This is a genomic window from Streptomyces sp. NPDC001393, from assembly GCF_053597455.1.
In genome coordinates this window covers 1-1,666 of sequence record NZ_JBSFIH010000151.1, presented here as the reverse complement: position 1 = coordinate 1,666, position 1,666 = coordinate 1, and the positions used below count along the sequence as shown (strand labels likewise).

Below are 1,666 nucleotides of genomic sequence, written 5' to 3'. Positions count from 1 at the left end.
AGGAGTTATCAGCGGATTCCGGCGCGGACGGTGCTGACAGCGTGGGCGGCGTGTCCGAAGGGGGCGCCGGCGATGCTGATGCGGGACCGGTTGGACGTGGTGTTCGAGGACGAGGACTTCGTGGACCTGTACCCGCGTGATGGGCGCCCTGGTCTGTCGCCTGGGCAGTTGGCGCTGGTCAGCGTGTTGCAGTTCGCGGAGAACCTGTCCGACCGCGCTGCCGCAAATGCGGTCCGCACTCGGATCGACTGGAAATACGCCCTCGGCATGGAGTTGGACGATCCCGGGTTCGATCACTCGGTGCTGTGCGAGTTCCGGGCCCGGCTGACCGAGGGGGATGCGGCTGACCGGCTGCTGCAGGTGATGCTGAACCGGCTGGTCGAAGCCGGGCTGCTCAAGGCCGGAGGCCGCCAGCGCACCGATGCCACACACGTGCTCGCCGCCGTCCGCAGGCTCAGCCGCCTGGAGTTGGCCGGCGAGAGCCTGCGGGCTGCACTCGAGCAACTCGCCCAGGCAGCCCCGGACTGGCTGCTGCCGCTGGTGGAGCCGGAGTGGGACAAGCGCTACGGGCGCAAGGTCGAGATCGGCAAGGTCCCTGGCGGGAAGGCCGGAGTCACCGCCCTGGCCGAGGCTTTCGGCCGGGACGGATGCAAAGTCCTGGCCGCCGCCTGGGCGCCCGACGCCCCGCCCCGGCTGCGCGCGTTGCCGCAGGTGGAGATCCTGCGCCGGGTCTGGGTGCACCACTACTACTGGGATGCACGCGGACGCCTGCGCTGGCGCGACGGCCACGCTCTGCCTCCGGCGTCGCTGCGGTTCGACTCCCCGTACGACACCGACGCGCACTACTGCGTCAAGCGGGACACCACATGGTCCGGCTACCGCACCCATTTCACGGAAACGTGCACGTCAGACCTGCCGGAGGTGGTGGTGCACGTGGCCACGACGATCGCCCCGGTCCAGGACGGCGAGCTCACCGACCAGATCCACGACGACCTCGCCGCGTCTGGCCTGGCGCCGGGCGAGCACGTGGTCGATGCCGCCTACGTGACCGCGCAGCGGATCGAACGCGCCCAGCGCGTCCACCAGATCTCGCTGCTCGGCCCGGTCGCTCCCGACCCCAGCCACCAGACCAAAGCACAGAACGGGTTCGACAAGGCCTCCTTCACCGTCGACTGGGAAGGCCACCAGGTCGTCTGCCCCCGCGGGCAGACCAGCCGGACCTGGAAGCCACTGCGTATCTCCGGCCACGACTACATCCAGGTCCGCTTCGGCGAGGCCGCATGCCGGGCCTGCACGGACCGGGCCCAGTGCACCAACTCCGAAGTCCGTCCGCGCTCGCTCGCCCTGCTGCCCACCCGCGAACTGCACGAGATCCAGCAGGCGAACCGCCTCGACCAACGGACCCGGCAGTGGCAGGACCGCTACGCGATCCGGGCCGGCATCGAGGCCACCCTCTCCCAGAACATCCGCACCTGCGGCCTCCGCAGAACCCGCTACCGGGGCCTGCGCAAGACCCACGTCCAGCACGTCCTGACGGCTCTGGCCTGCAACGTCACCCGAATCGCCGACTGGATCGCCAGTCCGACCCGAAAGCAGCGGGCGCCCAGCCACTTCCACGCCCTCTGCACCGCCACCAGCTGACCCTCACAAGATCGCCAACAGAGTC

At 69.8% G+C, this 1,666-nt stretch carries 1 protein-coding gene; it reads left to right on the top strand.

The genetic code is table 11. The annotated features are described in order from the left end of the window. On the top strand, window positions 1–1,641 hold a 1,641-nt coding region (locus ACWC2T_RS45980), incomplete at its 5' end, for an IS1182 family transposase (RefSeq protein ID WP_450676238.1). Between the last annotated feature and the right edge of the window lie 25 nt (window positions 1,642–1,666).